Source organism: Gimesia sp., assembly GCF_048260065.1.
Lineage (GTDB): Bacteria > Planctomycetota > Planctomycetia > Planctomycetales > Planctomycetaceae > Gimesia.
Genome location: NZ_JBLXHC010000006.1, coordinates 1 through 22,314, shown reverse-complemented (window position 1 = coordinate 22,314; position 22,314 = coordinate 1). Strand labels below are relative to the sequence as shown.

At 52.1% G+C, this 22,314-nt stretch carries 17 protein-coding genes; 11 read left to right on the top strand and 6 right to left on the bottom strand.

What is annotated here, in order from left to right:
* Window positions 1-311: 311 nt before the first annotated feature.
* The gene (gene nadD, locus ACN0YN_RS12905; protein WP_417385428.1) at window positions 312-914 is read right to left on the bottom strand and encodes a nicotinate-nucleotide adenylyltransferase; all 603 of its coding nucleotides are present in this window, start codon (window positions 912-914) and stop codon (window positions 312-314) included.
* Between the two features lie 178 nt (window positions 915-1,092).
* Here nadD and priA point away from each other — a divergent pair, with 178 nt between their 5' ends.
* From priA to ACN0YN_RS12890, 3 genes are all read left to right on the top strand, one after another.
* Complete coding sequence (priA, locus tag ACN0YN_RS12900; protein ID WP_417385427.1) at window positions 1,093-3,426, top strand: replication restart helicase PriA; 2,334 nt, start codon at window positions 1,093-1,095, stop codon at window positions 3,424-3,426.
* Between the two features lie 152 nt (window positions 3,427-3,578).
* Window positions 3,579-6,557, top strand: a complete 2,979-nt coding sequence (locus ACN0YN_RS12895; protein ID WP_417385426.1) for a PQQ-dependent sugar dehydrogenase — start codon at window positions 3,579-3,581, stop codon at window positions 6,555-6,557.
* 192 nt (window positions 6,558-6,749) lie between these two features.
* The gene (locus ACN0YN_RS12890) at window positions 6,750-7,784 is read left to right on the top strand and encodes a hypothetical protein (RefSeq protein ID WP_417385425.1); all 1,035 of its coding nucleotides are present in this window, start codon (window positions 6,750-6,752) and stop codon (window positions 7,782-7,784) included.
* A 9-nt stretch (window positions 7,785-7,793) separates the two neighbouring features.
* On the opposite strand, the gene hemW is transcribed toward ACN0YN_RS12890, so the two are convergent.
* Together hemW and ACN0YN_RS12880 are read right to left on the bottom strand one after the other, a co-directional pair.
* A complete protein-coding gene (hemW, locus tag ACN0YN_RS12885; RefSeq protein WP_417385424.1) occupies window positions 7,794-8,927 on the bottom strand; it encodes a radical SAM family heme chaperone HemW in 1,134 nt (377 codons plus the stop codon).
* A 54-nt stretch (window positions 8,928-8,981) separates the two neighbouring features.
* A complete protein-coding gene (locus tag ACN0YN_RS12880; RefSeq protein WP_417385423.1) occupies window positions 8,982-10,397 on the bottom strand; it encodes a hypothetical protein in 1,416 nt (471 codons plus the stop codon).
* A gap of 202 nt (window positions 10,398-10,599) precedes the next feature.
* Here ACN0YN_RS12880 and holA point away from each other — a divergent pair, with 202 nt between their 5' ends.
* The 3 genes from holA (at window position 10,600) to murJ (ending at window position 13,963) form a co-directional block, all read left to right on the top strand.
* A complete protein-coding gene (gene holA, locus ACN0YN_RS12875) occupies window positions 10,600-11,616 on the top strand; it encodes a DNA polymerase III subunit delta (RefSeq protein ID WP_417385422.1) in 1,017 nt (338 codons plus the stop codon).
* Window positions 11,617-11,848: 232 nt separating this feature from the next.
* Window positions 11,849-12,271, top strand: coding sequence for a hypothetical protein (locus tag ACN0YN_RS12870; RefSeq protein ID WP_417385421.1), 423 nt, complete (start codon window positions 11,849-11,851; stop codon window positions 12,269-12,271).
* A gap of 15 nt (window positions 12,272-12,286) precedes the next feature.
* Window positions 12,287-13,963: a murein biosynthesis integral membrane protein MurJ gene (murJ, locus tag ACN0YN_RS12865; RefSeq protein WP_417385420.1), complete on the top strand. Its 1,677-nt coding sequence runs from the start codon at window positions 12,287-12,289 to the stop codon at window positions 13,961-13,963.
* A gap of 68 nt (window positions 13,964-14,031) precedes the next feature.
* On the opposite strand, the gene ACN0YN_RS12860 is transcribed toward murJ, so the two are convergent.
* Window positions 14,032-15,066, bottom strand: coding sequence for a DUF1559 domain-containing protein (locus ACN0YN_RS12860; RefSeq protein WP_417385419.1), 1,035 nt, complete (start codon window positions 15,064-15,066; stop codon window positions 14,032-14,034).
* A gap of 179 nt (window positions 15,067-15,245) precedes the next feature.
* On the opposite strand from ACN0YN_RS12860, the gene hemP reads away from it, so the two are divergent.
* Complete coding sequence (gene hemP, locus ACN0YN_RS12855; RefSeq protein ID WP_417385418.1) at window positions 15,246-15,650, top strand: hemin uptake protein HemP; 405 nt, start codon at window positions 15,246-15,248, stop codon at window positions 15,648-15,650.
* 176 nt (window positions 15,651-15,826) lie between these two features.
* Here hemP and ACN0YN_RS12850 read toward each other — a convergent pair whose 3' ends face one another.
* A complete protein-coding gene (locus tag ACN0YN_RS12850; protein WP_417385417.1) occupies window positions 15,827-16,390 on the bottom strand; it encodes a hypothetical protein in 564 nt (187 codons plus the stop codon).
* 387 nt (window positions 16,391-16,777) lie between these two features.
* Between ACN0YN_RS12850 and xylA the strand changes: the two genes are divergently transcribed.
* From xylA to ACN0YN_RS12830, 4 genes are all read left to right on the top strand, one after another.
* The gene (gene xylA / locus ACN0YN_RS12845; RefSeq protein WP_417385416.1) at window positions 16,778-18,088 is read left to right on the top strand and encodes a xylose isomerase; all 1,311 of its coding nucleotides are present in this window, start codon (window positions 16,778-16,780) and stop codon (window positions 18,086-18,088) included.
* A 256-nt stretch (window positions 18,089-18,344) separates the two neighbouring features.
* The gene (locus ACN0YN_RS12840; protein WP_417385415.1) at window positions 18,345-18,509 is read left to right on the top strand and encodes a hypothetical protein; all 165 of its coding nucleotides are present in this window, start codon (window positions 18,345-18,347) and stop codon (window positions 18,507-18,509) included.
* 659 nt (window positions 18,510-19,168) lie between these two features.
* On the top strand, window positions 19,169-21,364 hold the full coding sequence (locus ACN0YN_RS12835) for a serine/threonine protein kinase (protein WP_417385414.1): 2,196 nt from the start codon (window positions 19,169-19,171) through the stop codon (window positions 21,362-21,364).
* Between the two features lie 22 nt (window positions 21,365-21,386).
* Window positions 21,387-21,776: a DUF6547 family protein gene (locus ACN0YN_RS12830; protein ID WP_417385413.1), complete on the top strand. Its 390-nt coding sequence runs from the start codon at window positions 21,387-21,389 to the stop codon at window positions 21,774-21,776.
* 110 nt (window positions 21,777-21,886) lie between these two features.
* Here the strand turns inward: ACN0YN_RS12830 and ACN0YN_RS12825 are convergent.
* Window positions 21,887-22,314 (bottom strand): IS630 family transposase (locus ACN0YN_RS12825; protein WP_417385412.1); only part of this gene is annotated, 428 nt, incomplete at its 5' end.

The window sequence follows — 22,314 nt, the reverse complement described above, 5'->3', positions numbered from 1 at the left end:
TCACACTGACAGGTATAAATTTTAATCCGGTTCTCTCTTTGTGTGATTGAACAGGATCAATGTTGTCTCAATAATGTCTGGCGAGGTTTTCAGGCAGGTTTCAGTGGGTACGCAATTTATGAACGCAGGTGATCCATTTCCCTCTTGTCTCCATTTAACACCGACGTTGTACAGCAGGCGTCGAATTAAATACTCCATCGCAAGCCTGCTTACTAATTCTGATCAAAACCGGCGGGAATTTCCAGTAGTCAGCACTATTTATAAGAGTTCCCCCCTCATAAACGAAGTGAAAATCCAAGTTTAGGGAAATCTTACTCTAAATACAGCCTGTTATTGTGGATATAAACTTCGACGGAGCGCGGCGTCATGTAGCGGACACTTCTGTTTTCGTGAATTCGCTGTCGGATGTCGGTTGAAGAGAGCTCAATTCCCGGCATGGTGACCCAGAAGATTTTTGAGTCGACAATCTCACCGAATTTCTGTTTCAGATCGGTCAGGTCTGGTAGACTAATGTTAGGGCGATTGACGCCGATCAGGCTGGCCAGTTCCAGAATCGCCTCCGGTTCGCGCCAGGTATGCAGGTCTTTCACCGAATCCGCACCGATGATCAGAAAGAATTCGTCTTTGGGATGCAGGGCTTTCAGTTCCTGCAGCGTCACGACCGTGTAACTGGGACCTTCGCGGTTCAGTTCCAGGTCTTTGATCAGAAAGGCAGGGTGGCCGGCAATCGCGAAATCGAGCATTTCCCGGCGCTGTTTGCCGGACGTGACATTCTTGCCTTCTTTGTGGGGCGGGTTTCCGGCGGGGATGAACCAGATTTGATCCAGTTCACATTGTTCGCGACACTGTTCCGCCATCAGAAGATGTGCATTGTGCACAGGGTCAAACGTTCCGCCTAGTATTCCAATACGCATTGATTGATCGTTTTCTATCCCGATTCCCGGTTCATTTTGAACGCCATTCAAGGCAGGCGGGGAGGTCGAGGAATCTTTTATCGCGAAATCTCGATAGTCGAGATTGTTTGTTGAGTTCATCACCTGAAAGAGTTACAAAACAAAAGAACCCTTTCCCTTAGTATATCCAGCTGGCGTGATGAGTAAACCGAAGCAACAGAGCCTGTTTGAAGAAGAGGAACTTCCCGAGAATCCCATGCCCTGGGAACGGGAATCGGCTCAGGATCTGTACCTGGCGGAAATTGTACTGAATCGTCCCGTGGATCGCGTGTTCCATTATAAAGTGCCGGAAGAACTGAGGCCGCTGCTGCGGGCGGGGCATCGGGTGCAGGTTCCGTTTGGCAGAGGAAATCAGCTGTCACCCGGTTATTGTGTCGGCGTGGGACCGGCGGAGGGGAATCTGCCCAGCGTGCGTCTGAAATCGGTCGAAGCGATTCTGGACAGTCGCCCGTTGTTCAATGCCAAAATGCTGAAACTGACACGGTGGATTGCCGACCGCTATCTCTGCAGCTGGGGACAGGTGCTGGATTGCGTGGTTCCCGCAGGTGTCAAAAACCAGGCCGGAACCCGGATGGTGACGGTATTTGAAGTGACGCTCACAAAAGGATCGGACGGAGCAGCGCAGCACGAAATCATCGAGAAACTGCCTGCGAAACAGCGTGCCGTTTATGATACGCTCAAATCTGCTGCCCGACCGCTGACGCTGGAAGAGCTGACGCAGGCGGCGGAATGTGGGTCCGGTCCGGTGAACTCGCTGAAAAAGAAAGCATTGATCAGCAGTCATCAAAAACGGATGCAGTATTTTGAAAATGACGATGACGTCGTGCATGCGCATATTCAGAAACAGGATGACCTCAAGCTGAACCGGGATCAACGGCTGGCTCTCGATCAGGTTCTGACGGCGATTCGCAATCAGAAAAGTGAGACGTTCGTGCTGCACGGCGTGACCGGCAGCGGCAAAACCGAAGTGTATATTCAGGCCATACGCGAAGTGGTCAGCTATGGACAGCAGGCGATTGTACTGGTTCCGGAAATCAGTCTGACGCCCCAGGCGATTCAGCGGTTTCGCTCCCGCTTTGATTCGGTCGCGGTCTTACACAGTCATTTAACCGACAGCGACCGGCATTATCACTGGCAGAATATCGCCGCCGGCAAGGTGCAGGTAATCGTCGGTGCCCGCAGTGCTGTCTTCGCGCCGGCGCCGCATCTGGGTTTGATCATCATTGATGAAGAGCATGAGACTTCGTTCAAACAGGAGACCGCGCCCCGCTATCACGCACGGGAGGTGGCCCGCAAGCGATCCGAACTGGAGCGGGTTCCCCTGATTCTGGGTTCCGCGACCCCGACGTTGAATTCCTGGTTACGGGTGATTGAGAAAAAAGATACTTTGATTTCGATGCCGCGGCGGGTGAACAATCTGCCGATGCCGAATGTGAATATTATCGATGTGCGGAACGATGCGCAGATCAGACGCAACGAATCCATCGGCCGCGTCCTGTTTACCGGGATGCAGCATGCTTTGGGAGCGGGCGGCCAGGTGATTCTGTTTCTGAATCTGCGGGGATATTCTCCTGCACTGTGGTGCAAGGGGTGCGGGAACTCGGTGAAGTGTCCGCATTGTGAAATTTCGCTGACGTGGCATCGGGATAAGAATCTGGCGGTCTGTCACAGTTGCGATTATTCTGCCAAACCACCAACTCATTGTCCGGGCTGTGGTGCACCGGGGCTGCGTTTTGTCGGAGCAGGCACGCAGCGACTGGAAGAAGAGGTCAAAGCCAAGTTTCCCGGTTACTCCTGTCAGCGGATGGACAGCGATACCATGCGCGGCGCAGGCAGTCATGCGCGTGTGCTGAATGCCTTTGCCGGCGGTGAAGTGGATATTCTGCTGGGAACTCAGATGATTGCCAAAGGCCTCGACTTTCCCAATGTGACGCTCGTGGGCGTCGTCGATGCGGATACCATGCTGCATCAACCCGATCTGTTTGCCTCCGAACGTACATTTCAACTGATCGCACAGGTTGCCGGTCGTACGGGGCGGGGTATGCAGGGAGGACGTGTGTTTGTGCAGTCTTCTTCGCCGACAGAACCTGCGATTGTCAAAGCAGCGGAACACGATTTCCTCGGGTTTGCGAGGCTCGAACTGGGGCATCGCAAAGAGATGCTGGCCCCGCCGTTTTCGCATTATGCACGCGTGATCTTACGAGGTCCCCAGGAAGAACACGTCGATCACTTTGCCCGCGAGCTGGCGCAGATGCTGAGTGACGCGGCGAATGAAAAACAGTTGCAGATCCAGATACTGGGGCCGGCGCCGGCTCCCATTATTCGACTAAAAAAATATTTTCGCTATCATTTTCAATTGGCGGCGATTGATGTCGAACAGATCCTGCAGCTCTGGCATGCTGTGGAAAGCAAATTGCCTCGCGAAAAAGGGATCGAATACATCATCGATGTCGATCCGGTTAACATGCGATAACCGGTTTGCGTGGTCGAGATTCTTTTTCCACGGCGAATGCAGGGGTTTCGCAATTGCATTTGCCGGTCTCGCAGGGTTGAATAGTATCAGTGTAGTTTAAGCCCTCAAATCTAGCGAAACGTCCTGACGAACGACGAATGAGGAAATTCTGAATGTCAGTCCCTGAGAATCATAATCGTTTGGCTGCCTGGTTTTTTGTTTTCACGGTTCTCTCCTGTTTCGTCACGCAGATTGCCGCAGTTCAGGCAGAGGATGCCCGGTTTGGTCTGGAGAAACGGGTCCCCTGGACCACATCAAAGATCAAGGGGACGCCCGAACCGGGTTTGCCTTACGAAACAGAACTGGCATTTCCCCAACTGAAATTCAATCAGCCTCTGGCAATTGCGACGGCTCCCGGCGAGAAGCGTTTCTATGTGGCGGAGCGGAAGGGAAAAATCTTTTCGTTTAATTACGAAGATCAGCAAACTTCCCAGGCCGATCTGTTTTTTGATCTGAAGGTCAAAGAGCCGGCGCTGAATGAAATCTACGGGATCACGTTTCATCCCCGGTTTGCCGAGAATCGTTATGTCTATATCTGCTATGTGCTGAAACCGGAACTGCCGCATGGGACGCGCGTTTCGCGATTCAAGGTGCTGGATACAGATCCTCCGCGCTGCGATCCCGATTCGGAAGAGATTCTGATTGAATGGCTGTCGGGGGGACACAATGGGGGTTGCCTGCGGTTCGGGCCGGAGGGATATCTCTATATCTCCACCGGTGATGGCGGACCCGCTTCTCCGCCGGATATTCATAATGCGGGTCAGGATGTGAGCAATCTGCTCTCCTGTATCTTACGCATTGACGTGGATCACGCCGGTAAAGCGAAACCGTATTCGATTCCGTCCGACAACCCGTTTGTAAATCGGGAAGGGGTGCGACCTGAAATCTGGGCTTATGGATTTCGCAATCCCTGGAAGATGTGCTTTCATCCTGAGAATGGTGATTTATGGGTGGGCGATGTCGGCTGGGAATTGTGGGAACTTGTCTATCGTGTGGAAAAGGGAGGCAATTACGGCTGGAGTATCCGGGAAGGACTGCAGCCGGTGAAACCGGGTTTGAAGCCGGGCCCCACGCCGATTCTTCCGCCGACCGTGGTGCATTCGCATCGGGAAGCACGCTCAATTACGGGCGGCTATTTCTATGAGAGCCCGCGCCTGAAAGAGCTGAACGATACATACATCTACGGCGATTATTCCACGGGAAAACTCTGGGGGCTGCGCTATTCCGACAAGCGGGTGAACTGGCATGAAGAACTGGCCAACTCCACCTTGAAAGTGACGGCGTTTGCCATCGATGATACGGGGGAAGTTTATATCGTCGATATTGAAGGGGGCGGATTTCATCGCCTGGTACCGATAAAGGAATCGGAACACAATCCGGAGTTCCCGACATTACTGAGCCAGACCGGTCTGTTTCAGGATACCGCGAAACATGAAGTGGCTCCCGGCGTTATTCCTTACAGCATCAATGCGCCAGCCTGGGCCGACTATGCGACCGCGGAACGATTTGTGGCGTTGCCTGATGAGACGACCATTGATGTCGTCAAGAAAAAGATCTGGAACTTCCCCAAAGACAGCGTGCTGGTAAAAACGATTTCCATCGAAACCGAACTGGGGAATCCCGCGACCGCGTATCGCCTGGAAACGCAGGTGATGCATTTTAACGGCGCACGCTGGCTGGGGTATTCTTATCGCTGGAATGAAGACCAGACCGATGCGACGCTGGTGCCCTCATCAGGAGACCAGATCAAACTGGAGATTGCCACGAGTGAGCAGCCGGAGAAAAAGATTAATTACGAGTGGCCGATTCCCAGTCGGGCCGAGTGTGCGGTCTGTCATACTCCCTATCAGAATTATCTGTCGATCCTGTCGTTTGAAGAACCGCAATTAAACCGCAGTCAGAAGTATGGTGAAACCGTCGACAACCAACTGAGAGCACTGGCGCATGTCAAAGTGCTGCCGGAATCGGTCTGGACGGATTCGAAAGGGGCCCACGCGAATTATCTGGTCAATCCCTACGATCCGGAAGAGGCATTGAATTCCCGGGCACGTTCGTATCTGCATACCAACTGCCGGCACTGTCATCGGAGTAATGGGGGAGGGGGCGCGACCATCGAACTCGATGCGGGATTGAATATAGATGCCATGAAAGCCATGGGGGTCAGACCGACTCAGGGAACGTTCGGAATTCTGGATGCTCAGGTGATTGCTCCCAGCGATCCCTATCGTTCTGTGTTACTGTATCGGATGAGTAAGCTGGGGAAGGGCCGCATGCCTTATTCTGGTTCCTCTATCGTCGATACCCGGGGGACGCGACTGATTCGCAGCTGGATTGAAAGTCTGCCGGGAATTGCCGGGGACACTACATTTGAGGTCGCCCGTTTAAGAAATCGTCAGGGGAATCTGCTGGAAGATGCCGTCCAGATCGAAGACCAGGATTTCGTAGGCCAGAAACTTCTGGAAGTTCTGGGGACCACCAGCGGCGGACTGAGGTTACTCCAGACATTGGATGCAACGCCGATTTCCCTGCAGATGCGAAAACAGATCATTCAACTGGGGACAACACATCCCAGCGCGCAAATACGCGATCTGTTCGAACGCTTTCTACCTGAAGATCAACGGGTCAAGCGACTGGGAGTGAAGATCGATTCTGCGGCGCTGGTTTCACTGCCGGGAGATTCACGCGAGGGGAAAAAACTGTTTTTCGAGATGGCAGGACTGCAATGTCGCAATTGTCATCGCGTGCATCAGCATGGAAAAGAAGTGGGACCCGATCTGACGCAGATTGGCAAGAAGCTATCCCGGCTGGAACTGCTGGAAAATATTATTGAACCCTCTAAGAAGATCGACGAGAAGTATTTCACCTGTGTCGTGCTGCTGAAGTCTGGTAAAGTGGTGAGTGGGCTGTTACTGAAAAAAGATGAGACTGTGGTGCGGCTGAAGGACTCGAAAAATGAGGTGCTGGAAATTGCTCCGCAGGAGATCGAGAGTCTCACGATGCAGAAAAAGTCGATCATGCCCGATCAGTTATTACGGGATCTGACTGCCGAACAGGCGGCACATCTGCTGGCATATCTGGAATCATTAAAATAACTGGACCTGAAATCGAAGTGATCGGGAGAGCGAGCACGAAAACTCTCTGGTGTTTTGTGCCTGAATCCTTATAATTCTGTTCAGTCGCTCACGAGTTCCCTGCCGAAGCTGCCGCAGCTGATTTCCGGAAAATTGAACTCTTTTCTGCGGTTCAACCCGTCTTTCATAATCTGTTATTCTCTGAGTTAAACAATGGCGATTCAGTTTGATTGTCCTTTTTGTACTTCCACATTAAAAGTTCCCGACTCGACTGCGGGAAAGCAGGGAGACTGCCCCCGGTGTGGCACAAAACTGGTGATTCCCAATCCGTTTGCTGCGGGGGCTGCTACGCCACCTGCTGAAGCTGCTCCGGCAACACCAGTTCAACAACCTCAGGAAGCTCCCACTCCGCCTCCTGCCAGTCCACCTGCCGAAGAGGCTTCTGATTTGCCGCCGATCAATGTATCGGCACCGCGACCTCATTCGAGTGCCACCTCAAGGTATTTACGGAAGCGACGTAAATCGAATGCGGGGGGAGTGGCCCTGTTTCTGTTTTTCTTTACCGTGATGGCAGGTGTCGCCGGTTATTTTTACTGGAACTATGGACCGCGGCTCGAAGGGAATCTGGTGGCCGCGCGGATCTCGTCTGAAACTGCGAAAGTGGAACAGCGATTGAATCCTGGGAACGCGGGTGTGTCGGAAGAAGTGATCACAGCCGTGAATCAAAATCTGCTCGAAACGCCGCGGCGCGTGCAGAGTGATCTGATGGATGTGCTGTTCTACGGTCTGGAAAAGGGGGGACTGGAGGTCCGCCTGAAACCGGGAGCGAAAACCGAACTGGTGCGCGTCGATCTGACTGGCGATCCGGCGCTCATGGAATATATCAGCAAAAATGGTGCGCAGCTGGATCAGCCACGTGCCGCGGAACTTCAGAGTTCGATGAAGAGTTTCTATAACGACTGGAATGCATTCATGCAGACGCAGGATGTCATGCCTGACCTGCTGCGTTATCGGAATACGGTCGGCCTGAATTCCATGCTGGGCGGACTTGGCTATTTTATGGAAGCACGCGTGAACAACAAAATCTATCCCTGCGTGCATGAAGATTTCAAAGGGGGACTCTATTTTCTCGTGCCTAAAGGAACGCTGCAGTTCAACATTCTGGGACGGGAAATGGAAAATGGCTGGAAGACGTTTCCGGGGAAATACGAAGTCCAGGTGACCCAGGAATATGAGGCACAACCCTGAAGTTCCGGTCTAGAGAAAATCGACAACGATAGAATCCGCGAGCAGACAGCCTGCGGGCGTCAGCTTGAGATGGGTGTCTGTCTCTTCCAGCAAACCGGCTTCGACGTTCGTGTGGATAGCGGATTCCGCCAGCTGATGCAGATCATAGCCGTAGCGTTCCTGGAACTCGCGTCGATTGATTCCCGCGCGGCGTCTTAACCCGAAGATGATGGCTTCGCGGGCCCGTTCTTCCGGGGCCAGTTCTTCCTGATCCACGATCGGAGATTCGCCCGCCTGAACTTTTTTTAACCAGGTGATGACACTGCGATGGTTCTGGCGTCGCACGCCGTCCAGGTAGCTGGCAGCACCGGGGCCAAAACCAAAATAGGGATAGCCGGTCCAGTAGACTTCGTTGTGGCGACATTCGTATCCGGGACGGGCGAAGTTGGAAATTTCGTAATGTTTCAGCCCTGCATCCTCCAGGAATTCCAGGGCAAACTCATACATGTCGCCGGCCAGCTCGTCCTGGGGCAGATCGAAGAGGCCCGCTTTCTCCCGACTCCAGAATGACGTTCCCTTTTCAATCGTCAGTCCATAGGTTGAGATGTGAGGTATGTTGAGTTGCACCGCATCCTGCAGCGTCTGTTTCCAGCCGTCCAGACTCTGGCCGGGGACCGCAAAGATCAGGTCAAGGCTGGTATTGCTGATGCGTGACTGCAGTGACTTCACGATTTCGAAAATCTGCTCGGGCTTATGGTCCCGTTCCAGAAACGTCAGGATGTCTGAATCGAAGGACTGCACGCCCAGGCTGACCCGGTTGACGCCCGACTGTTTCAGAAAATCGATTTTTTCGTTAGTCAGATTCAACGGGTTGGCTTCGATACTGAATTCGTAATCTTCAGCCAGTTGAAAATGCGAGAAGATGATCTCGAATAATCGCGTCAGCTGTTCGATGCTGAGGTGAGTCGGCGTGCCACCTCCCAGAAAGAGTGTCTTTAATTCGATGCCTGTTCCCAGCTCAGACGTCTGTTCCGCCATGGCAGCGAGATACGCTTCGATGAGATGATCTTTTTGCGCGACGAGAGTGAAGTCACAGTAGCCGCACCGATGCTGGCAGAAGGGAACATGAAAATAAGCAGAACTGGGGTAACTCGCGTTTAACACAATCAGGAATCCGCTGGCTGTGTCAGCATATTTCCGGGAGTGATTCAGCGTCTCTTATGATGATTGAGAGAGAACTTCGCTGAATGGAGCATCACTGAAACTCAAAGCAGCCAGAATATGAGCCAGTGTCAGGATCGCATCACAGGTGGGAACCGCATCCCTGAACCAATGATATCCGGATTGTCCTCCTGCGTAAACGGCCTGCTGCTGCTGCATCTGGAAATAGCTGTCAGCGAGTGTGCCCGAGTGTGGGCGAATGTTCCAGCCGGCGGGAACTTCGTTCAGTTCGTCCAGGCTGGTCTGATCGAGCAGGTAGTTGCGGGAAGACTGTTCCCGGGAAAGTGCCTGCATCAGAAACCGGGAAACTTTGGTATGGGACAGGAGCGTTCCTGTTTCCGTGAAAAACGCACAGCGACGACTGTCGTCATCAATGATCAGACCCAGGTCCGCCGGATCAGACTGCATCTGCTTCTGCATTTTTTGTACGTCTTTGTCGTGAGGATCGAGCAGATCACGTTGCTGATGCGGAATGTCGACCCAGACAAGTTCGCAAGGCAGTTTTTCAAACAGCGAATTCAGCGTTTCCCTGACCAGCCTCAGTGAGCAGGCGATTTTGATTTTGAGCGGTCGCAGGGCGTGAAAATGTTTCTGGAATTGCGCCCGATACGCTTCCATCGGATGAAAGGTGCGCTGAGATCCCGGTTGCCGGGAAGCGCGTCCAAAACCCTTCTGTGAGATCTGTTCGATTTTTTCCAGCATCCGACCTGCTGAGACCGGTTGCGAATTCTCCAGCAGGAAGTCGAGCCCGGTATAAGAGGGGCCAAACTGAGCCCCGGTCACCATGATCGCCCCGTGGGCCTGCAGATGGTTCGTGGCAAATGCGAGAATGGAGGGAACCGTCAGTCCCAGATCGATGACCCGGCAGCCGTTTCTGCGGAGGGCACTGGCGACGCCGGTAATAATGTCTGGAGAGGAAGGACGTTCATCAAAACCAATGACCACACTCGGCCCCCGGCTTCGCTCCTGATTGACCGGCGGTGTTGTGATGGTTTCCGGTTTACTGCCGGGAAGTGATTTTCGTGGAGCGAGGCCTTTCAGGGGGAGTGCTTCCCAGAGAATCGTGGAAAAGGCACCGGCGATGTGAGCAGCCTGCGTCCGATTGATCTGATTCAGATAGACGCCGCGCACGCCCTCCTGCGTAAACGGGTTTTGCACGGCGGCACGGCTGCGTTGTATCTGCTTTAAGCGTTCAATGATCTCGGGAGACAGGTTTGCGGTATGTCCATTATGCGGACACTCGCGACATTTGGGATAAAAAGCGGCCAGCCGGGAGAGGTGGATGGCTTTCGAGATCGGATAGTCTTCACCCGGACACTGAAAAAAGACTTCCGCCGATTCCAGTAACGCCGGCTGTAAAAGTTGGGGCAGAGGGGGCAGAATCCTGGCGTTGAACTCCGAAAGTGGCTTCACTTGTGATTCTGGGTTCGAAGAAATGGGAATCTGCTCCATGAGGATTTATCGTTTTTCCGGGATCCGCGGGCGGCGTCTCTCGAAATCAAAGCGCAAATCGATTGTAATGAAAGACAGCAAAAACCGTGTGTTTTCCAGTCCACTCCAATCTGAGGGAGTCAATGTACGTCATCCCACTGATTTTGGTCAATAAGAGTTATTTATGAGCCAGCACGTTACCGAATTTCTCCTTAATCCTGCCGCCAGTGAATTTGGACCGGTCGTGGTTTTGCATGGCGATGATCGCTACATGAAGCAGGAAGCGATCAAAGTGATCGAACCGCTTGTCCTCGGTGAAGAGGAGGACACCAGTATCACCCGCTTTGACGGGAAACGGCTCGAAAAGGAACTCCCCCCCTCGACGCTGTTCGATGAGCTGAAAACGGTTTCCATGTGGGGGGATAAACGTCTGGTGATCGTGGATGATGCGGAGAAATTCGTCAGTGCCTTTCGTGGCAAACTGGAAAAATATCTGGAAGCCCCGTCCAAAAGTTCGTTTCTGATACTGGACGTCAAGAGCTGGAGTAAATCGACACGTCTGGCGAAGCTGGTCGCAAAGATCGGCCTGGATCTGGAGTGTAAGGAACTGAAAGGGGGGGCTTTAGCAAAATGGATTTGTGATACGGCTGAGCAACTGCATCAGAAGCAGCTCTCCCGTGATGCAGCAGGTCTGCTGGTCGAACTGGTCGGCACGCATTGCGGACAGATCCATCAGGAACTGGAAAAACTGGCGACTTTCGTGGGAGATCAACCCCGCATCAGTCCAGATGACATCCGTGCGGTTGTGGGGGGCTGGAAAGCGGAAACGACCTGGGCGATGACCGATGCTGTCCGCGATGGAAATATCGGCGACGCTTTACATTACCTGGATAACCTGCTGGTGGCGGGCGAAGCGCCTCAGAAGATTCTGGGGGGGCTGAACTTCGTCTGGCGGAAATACTTTAAAGCGACGCAGCAGGCCGTGCAGGGAACCCCATTAAAACAGGCAATTCGACAGGCCGGTGTCTTTCCCCGCGATATCGATTCGACAGAGCGTTATCTCAGGCGACTGACGCGTCAGAGAGCTGAAAAAATCAGTCACTGGCTGCTCGAAACCGATCTGAATCTGAAAGGAAAGAGCCGTTTGGCACCCCGTCTGGAGCTGGAACGGTTGTTATTTCTGTTGAGCGGTTCTGTCTGATCTGGTGGTAAATATCTTTCGATTCACCACTTAAAGCGTGCACGTATCTTCATAAACTTCCTTTCAAAATTATCCATTTCTCCCAGAAATGAATCTTGTCATAGATTTGAGGGAGGGGTATAAATTATCGTTGATAAGGTTTTTACGAAACTCATTGACGCTGTTTGAACCTTGCAGCGATGGACAAAGTTTCGTGCACTATTGGGATCTCAGACGCACATTGAGGTGAAGCATGTCGTCCGAACTCTTGGATCCAGAAGAGGTCGCAAGCATCTATGAGGAAGCCCCTCTGGAAGCCGACCGACACAAATGGATCGAAAGCCAGAAGAATGGCTGTGATCTGGGCAAGCTTGCCATCTCCGACTGGTATGCAAATCACTGGTATTACTTTTGCATCGGTAAGAAGATGGAGCATCTGTTAGGAAACAGGTGCTGGCAGGAATTCAGTGACACCCGATTCGGTTTTTTAAAGTCACTGCAGCTTGAACATGATCTGTTAGCAGACCGGATCCTCGATCGGATTTTCTGGCTGCGAATGGAGAATCTGGATATTATTATCTGGGCGCGCGAGTGGAGTCTGCCACTTGATCGAGTGCTGGAAATTCTCGAATTGATCGATATTAATTCCGCACGCCTCGAACCCGTATTATCCTGATTCAATTAGTGTTTCATGGATGAATCTGCTCCACCTACAAAAACTTCAATCGAACAATCACAGGTGGCTGCCGCCGAGAATACGCGCAAGTTATTCTCGGGACTTCGGGTTGTCAGTCTGCTGACTTTACTGAGTCGCATTCTGGGCATGGTCCGCGACATTGGCATGGCGACGTTGTTTGGTAACGGCCCGGTCATGGACTCTTTCTCGGTTGCTTTCAAACTGCCGAACCTGATGCGTCGGCTCCTGGGGGAAGGGGCACTCTCGACGGCTTTTCTGCCCACATTTATTCGGGAACTGGAAAATCAGGGCCGCGAATCTGCGTGGAAGCTGGTCACCGCGGTTTTATTCTGGCTGATGCTGTTTTCGGTGATGATCGTAGGGGCCGGCGAGATACTGCTGATCTTTCTGAGCAGTCTGGAGTCAGCCAGTTCAGAAGCCCGACAGCTCTACTGGTTAACCGGACTTCTGTTGCCTTATCTGATCCTGATCTGTATGGCGGCCCAGGTGAATGCGACGCTGCATGCTTTGAATCATTTTTCGATTCCCGCGCTGCTGCCGACGATTCTCAATCTGTTCTGGATGGGGGGGATCTGGTTGATCGCTCCTTTTTTTCCGGATGCTTCCGCCAAGATTACCATTGTCTGTCTAGCCATTCTGGCCGGTGGTATCCTGCAGCTGATCTTACCCTGCCTGAAGTTGTTTTCACTGGGATATCGCCCCCACATGGACTGGTCAAGCGGGATGTCACAGATCCAGACGATCGCCGCCAGTATGGCTCCGATTGTCGTGGGCCTGTCGATCACTCAATTCAATACCCTGATCGACAGCGTACTGGCCTGGGGACTGGCGCGGCCTGAAACGATTGCTGAGGGAAGCGCAGTTCCTGCCTGGGAAATCTTTGAATCGGGCACGGCATCGGCTCTCTATTTTGGACAGCGGATGTATCAGTTTCCCTTAGGCGTCTTCGGGGTCGCGCTGGGTACGGTCCTGTATCCCCGACTTTCCCGGCATGCGGAACGTCAGGATGGCGACCTGTTACGTCAGGATCTGCTGCTGGGTTTACAACTGGTCATTGGAGTCGGGTTACCCGCCAGTCTGGGGCTGTTCCTGATGGCGGAACCTTTATCGACGCTGCTGTTCCAGTATGGAGATTTCGATATTTTCGATGCGCGACAGACGGCTGAGATGATCCGTTATTATGGTTTGGGAGTCGTTGCGTTTATGGCGGTCCTGATTCTGAATCGAGGATTTTACGCCGTGGGAGATACCCGGACCCCCGTCAGGATTGGCGTGGTGATTGTGTTCTGCAATCTGCTGTTGAACCTGGCATTGATCTGGTGGATGAAGGGCAAGGGACTGGCGCTGGCAACGTCACTGGCGGCGATGATTCAGTCTGCCCTCAGTCTGTGGCTGATTCGCGAAAAGACAGGGGCACTGGATCTCAGACAGTTAACTCGGACAACACTGCGTGCAGGGATGGCGACTCTGGTGATGTCAGTCCTGATCAGTGTGGAATTATATCTGCTGCCTGTTTCCGACCAGATTCTCTATCGGCTGATACGCGTGCTGGTCCCCGTCGTATCCGCTGTGATCAGTTTTTTAGTGCTGGCACGTCTGCTGGGACTGAACGAAATCATGACCCTGATGAAATCGAGTCGTAACAGTTCCGACAAGACAGAGACGGACTGACTGGAAAAAAACAGGCCCTGCAGTGGTCTGCAGGGCCTGTGACTATTACATAGCGGTTAATCGATGAATTAAAATTCGCCGATGATCTCACCGCCACTGCGGGTGCTGAGTGCACGATAAGTGCTCAAATCGATGTTTTCGCTGATTGAGCGAACAGACCCGTCCATCAGCATGACATGTACGATTCCGGTGTGGTAGCTGCGTGCTGTTACGGCAGCGTAAGTCGGGCCGGTACAACTCTGGGCTTCTCGACAGGAAGTGTAATCACCGGCGTCGATAGCTCCCGTGGCTCCTGTTACAGCAACTTTGGTATTGGGAGGCAGTGTTGTCGTAAATCCGGTCTGATGCACGCGTCCGTCGACCCATTCCGTGTGTCCGCTGTCTGGTTTATCAGATCCTCCAGCCATCAAAGCTTCTACTCCGCCGGCAGTACTGGGGATGGTTGAGGTACCGGTGCCTCCATCCCGGTTGTATGCGGTAAATGCTTTGACTTCTGCGAAGCAAAGTGTATTGGTGGTTCCATCGGTAAAGTCACGTGGTCTGGTCTTGCTGTTCGGGTAGAACGCACCATCGCCACCACTCAGGCTGGAATTGGTGAAAACACGCCAGGTGCCTCCGTTGTAGCCGTAACTGACTGGATAATGCTCAGGAGTTCCGGAAGAGGTTCGAATCCGATCATTGATTTCACTGGGACACAGGAAAAACGGGACACGGGTATAAGCGATGCTGGGATCGCTCTGGTTCGAATAGTTGGTTGTGAAATCAATGTTGTTGAACAGATTGGCTGCATCTCCAAAGGGAAGAATGCGTGCATGAATGGACCATTGCCCGCCTGGAGTATAAGTGCTGCTGCCGCTCGGGCTGACACAGAAAGCGGGGGGAAAGACAGTGTAGGTGGAAAGGTAGTTGTGTAACGCCAGTCCAAACTGCTTGAGGTTGTTTTTGCATTGACTGCGACGGGCTGCTTCGCGTGCCTGTTGAACTGCGGGCAGCAATAAAGCAATCAGGATGGCGATGATGGCGATGACGACCAGGAGTTCAATCAGCGTGAACCCTCGTCTGGTTCGAACATGGGTTTGGCGGGATTCTGAGTGTTGCCCCATTTCTCTTCTTTCTGGTGAAAAAGGTGAAGTGGCAACGTGCTCTCAGGCATGGTTGAATTCATGCAACGTACAATACAGATCCCGGCGGGTATCTGAAAATAAGCCGTCTTGCCGATATTTCAGGAAAATCTACGAGACTTGGTGTCAGTGAGTAGTTGACACTGAGTCTCAGGTTCATTATGGTATCGGTCAGTCAGGTCAATTGCAAGTATTGGCCATCTCGATTTTTTGCATTTTTATGTGAGAGATCAATTCGGAATGCGATGTTTAATAGACATCAGTTCCGGGTATGCGGAAATAAATTTAGAGCATTTCAATTGGTAATGGTGGTTTTTCACGATTGCCTGGGGCGTATTGACATGCGAATTTTGAAATCTCTTAATTTTGGTACGTATGAAACTATGAGCGAGCAAGAAAACACAGAACACCTGTCCCCGGAATCAGCCGTCGAGCAAGAAACAACATCAGATGTGATTGGCTCAGATACCATCCTGAAAGGGAAGCAGGAAGTATTAATTCAGCACGGGGAAACCACATACCGTTTGAGAATTACTCAGAACGGAAAACTGATTCTCTGCAAATAAAGCGAGAACCGCAGCTAAAGACTGTGTTCAGCTTTAATGTAGCGTCTCCAGGGCCATTTGGACCGGGTCTATTAGATTGAGAGACGCTACGGGTAAATGTGATGCGCTCTGGCACTGCAATTCTCAGCAGGAGAGTCAAGAATATTCGCAGGACTGTAGATCGACCTGGAAACGCATTAGTTAGAAAATGCGATCTGCAGGCTGTCCAGAAGATCCTGTTCCAGGACAGGATCCCGTCCCAAAGGAACCCAGCCGACCGGATTGCTGCGTTCCTGCACCAGATTCAGGTCTCGACGCAAACTGAGATCCTGTTGAAAGGTCGCTCCGCCCGGGGCAGTGGTGGCGCTTGAATTCACGTCTTCAATCTCTTTGAACGCTTCGACTCCCAGTAGGTAACCCCCTTCTACAGGCGTCACACTGACAAAGACACGACGGCGGATCGATTGCAGACTGCTTTCCAGGCGATTATCAAAGCCGACAGTATCGCCATGCCAGGGTTCGAGAAAGCTTGCACCGACTTTGTATTCTGTCTCAATGCGACCATCCAGCTTGTTTTCACGCGCGATGGCGAACTTGTAGTTATGAATCGTATCAACGACCCGTTCCCAGACAACATCCTGATTGGTCCCCGTAATCTGGATCGGATTGCTGGCAGTCACAGGCGCAGGCTGATTCCAGCCTGAAGCACAGCTTGTGAACAGGACGCATAACATCAGAAGTTTGATAAGGTTACAAGTCATTTACGGATGCCGTCAGTCAGACTGCATTTTGTTGATTTTGTATTAGACAGGCACGGTGAGTGTGGCTACGGAGTCGTCGACTTTGATGGGACGGGGAAAGGCTTTGTCTCGAGGTTTCCTTAAACAGCTGCCAAGTTTCCCAGATTAATAAATCTGAGGCAAGATCACTTTGAAAATCCATTTGTAATGTTTGTTCAATAACTTCTGCAGGCTACTCTCCCTCTTTAATTCTGTTTAGACTGTGTCCAGTTTTACTGTTGCGTCTCCAGGTCCATTCGGACCGAGTTTATTAGATTGACAGACGCTATGGTCAAATGTGATGCGCCCTGGAATCGCTGATTGAAGTGATTGTCATAAAACGTTTTAACCTCAATACAGGTAAGCACCATGGAATACTTTGCAGACGTCCCGAAAATTGAGTACGAAGGTCCCCAAAGCAAAAATCCACTCGCCTTCAAGCATTATTGCCCTGAAGAAGAGATTGAAGGCCAGACAATGCGGGATCTGTTCCGCTTCAGCATCTGTTACTGGCATACATTCCGGGGCACCGGCAGCGATCCCTTTGGTGCAGGCACGCTGCAGCGTCCGTGGGATGACGGTTCCGATTCGGTCGAAAATGCCCTCAAGCGGGTCGATGTTGCCTTTGAATTCTTTGAAAAACTTCAGGCCCCCTATTACTGCTTTCACGATAAAGATGTCTCCCCCGATGGTGCGACTTTAAAAGAAGCCAACGAGAATTTTGATCGCATCGCCGACAAACTGCTCGAAGCTCAGGAACGAACGGGCATCAAGCTGTTGTGGGGGACCGCAAACATGTTCTCGCATCCCCGGTTCATGCACGGAGCCGCCACCAGCCCGAACGCAGACGTGTTCGCATACGGAGCTGCCCAGGTCAAAAAAGCGATGGAAGTGACACATAAACTGGGGGGAGAAAATTATGTGTTCTGGGGCGGTCGGGAAGGGTACATGAATCTGTTCAACACAGACATGAAACGCGAACTCGATCACCTGGCCCGCTTCATGCATATGGCAGTGGAGCATGCTCAGAAGATCGGCTTCAAAGGACAGTTTCTGTTCGAACCCAAACCGAAAGAGCCGACCAAACATCAGTATGATTTTGATGCGGCCGCCTGTCTGAACTTCCTGCGGGCCTATGATCTGCTGGACCATGTCAAACTGAATATTGAAACCAATCATGCAACGCTCGCCGGTCATACGATGATGCACGAACTGGTTTACTCTTCAATTCAGGGGGCACTGGGCAGTATCGATGCGAATACGGGTGACCTGCTGCTGGGCTGGGATACCGACCAGTTTCCGACCGATATTTACCTGACCACACAGTGCATGCTGGCGATTCTGGATCAGGGGGGACTGGCACCCGGGGGAGTCAACTTCGATGCCAAGGTCCGCCGCGAAAGCTTCGAACCGATCGACCTGTTCTATGCCCACATCGGTGGCATGGATGCGTTTGCCCGTGGCGCGAAGATCGCTGCTCAGATTCGCAAAGACGGCGTCCTCTCCGACTTCGTTGCCAAACGTTATGCCAGCTATGATGAAGGCATCGGCAAACAGATCGAAGAGGGGAGCGTCTCATTTGCTGACCTGGAAACCTATATGCTGGAAAAAGGGGATTCGGCTGCCAACATCAGCGGTCGTCAGGAATGGATCGAAAATGTGATCAACGATTACATTTAAAGATTACATTTAAATCTTTTAAGAGCAATCCGGATTTACACCAGCGGGCCTTCCCTGTTTTTAAAGCAGGGAAGGCCCGCTGCATTCTGCCATCAACATTTGAAAATTTCAGAATAATTCCGCCGCCGCATCATCTGTGAAGTATGCTTGAAATGGTGTTCTCCTGCATTGAGCGTCCTCTTGTTTAAAAGGATCAATCGCTGGAGTTCCCGTTGTCAAAAGACCACTGATTGCTGTGCAAGAATTGAGGTGTGCGATGTTGGAAACGATTCAGGATACCTGGCGTGAGTATTCCTCATTTTATATCAGCTATTTGAACAAACGATGGGATAATATCTCTCCCATGGAGTACGGGATTGTGCTGGTCGCCATCGCAGTGGTTGGCTGGCTGCTGATGCGCAGCGGTGCCAAAAAAGCCTGAACTCTCGGCAGTGCTGGAGACGCAGACACCCCGCTGACTGTTTTAGTCACACAATGAACGCGGGAAAAATTCTTCCCCGTAGATTCCTCTTGCTCCCATTCCGGAAATCATTAAGATCTCCCCACCTGCTGCGGGGGACCCGTTCTCCGGCAGATCGCCAGACCGGCTGTTTTTTCTTTTTTTTGAAAAACGAGGCAAACAGTCAGGCCTGTGAATGCCGATGAATTTTACAACCTGCAACGGGCAGTGAAAAATTTAGATTCAATACCTGAGTCATCGTGAATTTTTTGTTTTGAATTAATTCACCCATCGACGAGGGGATTGACGATGCATACAATGAAATCAGTATTCTGTCATATCAAATTCCGTCGGAGGATCCTAAACCTTAGCATGGACCGGAATCATTAGTGGTGAGTGCCAGGCACTACCCGATTCGCCGTCCTTCTTGCAGCGACCCCACCGTCGCAATGTTATGACAGCAATACGATGAAAGTCGTGACCTCACCGAGGCACGGCTTTTTTTATTGCGCGATTGTATTGAATGAACCAGTGTTGAATTTTGAAGAAAGTCGGTTCATTTCTTGCTGGACGGCGGTTTTCATGTCACACTTTAGTATACACCGAATCGTTCGCTTCACTCCGAATTCTGATACTGTTTCATGAATATCTCGAAAACCTCACTGGGCCGCTCATTTTCCCATTCGATTCTGAAATCGTTTTCGCGATCGCGGTTGTTCTCCAAGGGGAGCATGTGGATCTGGCCGATTGCCGGTACGATCCTGCTGTTGATTTTAGGGCTCGTTGTTCGTTCGATTGTGGAAGAATCCGCCAGGCAGACGGTCTCAAATAATCTGCAGACCATTCTGGATGCGGACGTCGCGGCTCTTGAGATCTGGCTGGAACGGGAGGAATCCCTGGCAGAAGTGTTGGCGGAAGAACCACGGGTGCAGAAGCTGACCGCAGAACTCGTTGCTTTAAATCAGCAGAAAGCCGACGACCGGGAAGCCCTGCTGCATTCCAGTGCGCTCGTCGATTTGCGGCAGGAATTTGAATCGGAACTCGAACATCTGAATTATCTGGATATCGGTTTGATCAGTCTGGACGGCCGGATTCTGGCCTCTTCCCGGGATGAACCGATCGGCCGCGGAGATTTACCGATTCAGAAGTCGGCTCTCGAAGCCGTCAGTCAGGGAAAAGCCATTGTGACGCGTCCCTTTGAAAGTGTCTTTGTCCGCAAGGATGAAACAGGAGAACTCAGGTCCGGCTTACCGACCATGATGGCGATGGCACCGGTGAAGAATGCGGACGGAACGCCGATCGCCGCGCTGACGTTATTGATTCGTCCCGAGATCAATTTCACACGCATTCTGTCGATCGCCCGTGCCGGTAAAACCGGGGAAACGTATGCGTTCGATAAAGAGGGGGCGATGCTGTCGCAGAGCCGCTTCGATGACGATCTGAAAATCATCGGTCTGATTCCCGATCGTGCGGATACACAGTCGATCCTCAATGTGCAGATTCGCGATCCCCAGGTGAATATGGCGGAAGGCAAACGTCCCAAATTAAGACTGGCTGAGCGGCCACTGACCCGCATGGCGGCGTCGGCAGTGAAAGGGGAGGCAGGCATTGACGCCGACGGTTACCGGGATTATCGAGGGGTACCCGTTGTCGGTGCCTGGGTCTGGCTGCCTGAATATGAATTCGGCGTCGCGACCGAGATGGATGTCGCCGAGGCATATCGTCCGCTGTATCTGTTGCGTTACAGTTTCTGGGGACTGTTTGGGTTGCTGATCGTGGGGTCGATTGTGATCTTTATCTTCACGATCATTGTCGCCCGTAAAGAACAGGAAACCCGTCGCGCCGTGATCAAGGCGAAACAGCTGGGACAGTATGCCCTCGAAGAAAAGCTGGGAGAAGGGGGAATGGGGGTCGTCTATCGCGGACAGCATGCGATGCTCAGACGTCCGACGGCGATCAAGTTACTCGATATTGAAAAGACCACCGACGAAGCGGTGGCCCGCTTTGAACGCGAGGTGCAGCTCACCAGCCAGTTGAATCATCCGAATACGATCGCCATTTACGACTATGGCCGTACGCCGGAAGGGGTGTTCTACTATGCGATGGAACTGCTGGACGGCATCAACCTCGACGATCTGGTCAAACAGTATGGCCCGCTGCCGGAAAGCCGGGCGATCCATCTGCTGAAGCAGATTGCCGGTTCCCTGGCGGAAGCACATCAACTGGGGGTCATCCATCGCGATGTGAAACCGGCGAATATCTTTCTGACACATCGTGGGGGTGTGTACGATTTTATCAAGCTGCTCGATTTCGGTCTGGTCAAAGCCGTCGATGGTCGCGAACAGGCTTCGCTGACGTCAACCAATTCGATGGCGGGCACACCCATGTATCTCTCTCCGGAAGGCATCAATCATCCGGATGCCGTCGATGGTCGCAGCGACCTGTATGCTCTGGGAGCGGTGGCCTACTACCTGCTGACAGGCACCACCGTGTTTGACGGCGAAACGGTGATCGAGATTTGCATGAAGCACGTACAGGAACAGCCACAAAGCCTCTCAGAACGACTGGGAAAACCGGTCTCGCCTGACCTGGAACAGATCGTCATGCAGTGCCTGGAAAAGGATCCAAATAAACGTCCGCAGACCGCGCAAGATGTAATTCTGGAATTGTCGAAATGCCAGAACGACGGCAAGTGGTCAATTCAGGATGCGAGCCAATGGTGGGAAGAACAGATGCAAGGCCAGGCATCGAAAATTCAACCCGACACGCAAAGCAGGTCCTCATCCAGCTCCGTCGCCGATGCAACTTTGATCGTGAATCTGTCGCAAGATCAGTAAACTTAAATAAGTGATCAATGAAATGTCAAATCCAGAGACTGCACTCAGCGTCTATCAGGCAATCATCGACGAGTTTGTAAGCAAGACTCGATTATATGGATCCAGCGCGCACGTAGCGGAGAGCGGAGTTTTCTCAAACGCTCCTGATCATGCAAAGTTCAATCAATTCATTGAAACTTTGACTCTTCCGCAGCGAGAACTTTTGTCAGAGATGCTGCAGGAAGAACGTGACAGCGCGATACATGATATTCTGGCGAGTTTGTCTGAGTGGATCGATTGCCAGGATGTGGGACTTACCTACCAGGGGAAGCCCCTGCCAGTCGACCTCAGCGGTATGGGATTGCACGGCGACTATGTCGGCCGTCGTGATGGATGGGAGTGGCCATCACAAAGCGGGTCTAAAGATTCTTAGAGGGAATCAATTGACATGCGAGCAACCATCGATTGTCAAAGAAATGATGACCAGTGGTACCGGGAATCGGTCTATGACTAAGGAAGAAATTCGTCAGCTTCTAGAGCGCGTCACAGATAACCGTAGCGGTAGCCACAGTGTGTAATGTAGTTCCTGCTTTCTGTGCTGGTGATCTGATCGACGAGTCTGCCACAGGCTGCCCACAGACCTGATACGGTCCGTTCTTCCGCGCTTTTGATCAGCCATTTAAATTTGGAAAAAGCCTGTTCAATCGGATTGAGGTCAGGACTGTAGGGAGGCAGGTACCACAGCTCGGCTCCCACAGATTCAATCGCTTCTCGTACTTCTGATCGCTTGTGGCTGCTCAGGTTATCCATAACCACGATATCTCCTTCCTGGAGAACTGAAACCAGATGCTGTTGTACGTAAGCCACAAACACATCACCATTGATCGCTCCATCAACAACGAGGGGAGCCACTAAGCCGCTGGTTCGTAAACCGGCCAGGAATGTGGTTGTTTTCCAATGTCCGTGCGGCG